Below are 2,257 nucleotides of genomic sequence, written 5' to 3'. Positions count from 1 at the left end.
GCCGATGACAGTCATCGCGGTCATGATGATGAGCGCAGCTGCTCGAAAACGAAATCCCAGCAAAATGCCGATCACACCGACGGCGGCGACAAGGCACCAAAGCACGGCGATCTCCTATAGGTGGAAGACACAGTGTGCCATGCCTAAGCTTCTCACATCTGCAAATCCGTACCAACACTCAATCCGGCTGCACTGTCTTGTCGGCGCTCGATCGAGTGGCGGGAATTACTCCACCTCCGCCGCATTGCACAAAAGGCGTAGAGCACCCTGTCCAAATGCCCCCTTTTCGCTCATTTCCTTGTCCACCCGCCGAGCCTACGCTGCTTGCAATTAGGTATGCGGAGATTTCACCCGCCATGCGGCAGCATGCAATGAAATATGATCCGCCCAGGGGACGTTGAGCCTGTGTTTATCGGTGCTGCTATTCAGGACAACAAGGCCTTGGACGCTTCGCGTCGGGGCAGGGCTGCGTCGGCGCGAAGTTCTTGCATAGTGCTTTCAGTGTGACATCTCATCTATGTTGCAGGCATCCGTTCTTTTGCTGATCGTGTCCATCTGGTTCCCTGGCGCAACGCGGATTGCCGGAACGGATGGCTCGCTTTCCTTCGTGCTGGCTCTGTTCTGCGCCATCGCAAGCATTGTTGCCTATGCCGAAACGGCACGACGGCTCCACCGGACCGAAGCGGCCCTGGCGACCGCGGTGCTGACGATATCTGCTTTCATCATCATTCTGTCCCTATTGTCGATGCTCTACGCGGACAATCCGATCAGGACGATGCGCGCGGTTTTCGCACAGGTGTTTGGTTTCGCGATTATTCCAGCAGTCGCAGCGATCTCCACGAGACCCAAGGGTCTCGTTGCAATCGACAGGGTTGTGGTGACGATAATCATCATGAGTGTTGCAACATCCTGTATTGTCGCAATCGGACTGGGCGATGCCAGGTTCGCCGATCGGGCGGAAGGCTATTTCAAACACTCGAACCAACTTGGGATTGCCTTGTCGGCTGGTCTGCCGCTTGTCGCCGCGAAGTTGGTCTCATCTCGGAGGCACCGAGTTCTCCTCTTGGGCTGCCTCGTAGCGGTACTCTTGGGTTTGGTGAAATCGGGTTCAAAGACAAACTTCGTTCTCGGCGTAGCCGGCCTCGCAACTTTCTTTGGATTGTACAGTATCTACCTGATTCGAAGAAAGCAGAGTCCCGTAAAAGTTATCGTGGGGACCATTGCTGCTCCAATATTGCTCGAAGCGAGTCTAGTGGTATTGCAGTCACTAAATCCACGGGCCTACAACCTGCTGGCTCTTCAACTCTCGGGGGGCGAGGCGCATTCGGTGGTATCGCGGCAGCGACTGTGGTCTATATCGATGGATCTCGGCCTGTCGCATCCGTTCATGGGAGTGGGGGCAGGGCAGCCGGTGGGCGATATCGCTCCCCATAGCCACAATCTGTTTATCGACTTCTTTAGGACACTGGGAGTGCCTGGCGTCGCATTGGTATCGATCATGGTTCTCGTCGTCTTGGCATATCTGGTCAGCGCCGTCCTCTGCACATTGCTCGGCAATGACAGGGGGGGTGACCACGCGACGGAAGTGAATGTGATGGTGCTCGGAACGTCGGTTTCCCTGTGGAACTACATCGTCGCAAACCAGATGAGCGATTCCTTCGGCCCATCAACGGCGGCTTTCTTCTGGCTGCCGTTGGCTTTGCTCATCTTCTACCGCGGCACGCAACGATCATTGCAGACCGGTCTCGAGCGTCCAAAGTTATACGCGGCGACCGGGTCGCAACTATTTCAGCATTGAGCTGTTTTTCAACCTTCCGAAAAATCAACTTTCACCTGAATCCAATGATTGCGCCCACAGTTCGTGACCTGGCGGCAGGCTTGCCGCCAAGCGTCGAACCATGCGCGCTTCAAACAGACATTCGATTTGTGGAATTCTTTGGCCTTCCCGGGATTGGAAAGACAACCGCATCCACCCTGTTGGCGAGCGGCTTGCGCCGGCGCGGCCCGTTGGCAGCTGATGTGCGAATAGCGTGGGAGACAAGAAATTTCGTCGGCCGCCAAATTTATAGGATCGGTATTGTTGCACCGAGATTTAAGGATCGTGAGTTTCGCTCCCTGCTCGCGCGAATTGCGCGCTTTGTTGCAGAAAGCGGACAATCATCATTTGTCGATGCAGCCAGAGTCATATGGAACCTCTCGTTTCTGGTTGCCTATGTCCAAAGCGAGAGATCAGAAAAAAATACTATTACTATAATGG

General features: G+C 54.9%; 2 protein-coding genes. Both read left to right on the top strand.

The annotated features are described in order from the left end of the window. Nucleotides 1-517: 517 nt before the first annotated feature. Complete coding sequence (locus tag AC1DX0_RS34855; protein WP_477223850.1) at nt 518-1,798, top strand: O-antigen ligase family protein; 1,281 nt, start codon at nt 518-520, stop codon at nt 1,796-1,798. 44 nt (nt 1,799-1,842) lie between these two features. Beyond that, on the top strand, nt 1,843-2,257 hold a 415-nt coding region (locus tag AC1DX0_RS34850; RefSeq protein WP_477358938.1), incomplete at its 3' end, for a hypothetical protein.

The organism is Mesorhizobium sp. P3_A9 (assembly GCF_056402975.1).
Note: the sequence above shows the minus strand (reverse complement) of the source record. Positions and strands in the feature narration are given on the sequence as shown.

What these genes read in the sequence shown, in the direction of transcription:
- AC1DX0_RS34855 (WP_477223850.1), top strand. Translation starts at nt 518, where the DNA reads ATGTTGCAGGCATCCGTTCTTTTGCTGATCGTGTCCATCTGGTTCCCT.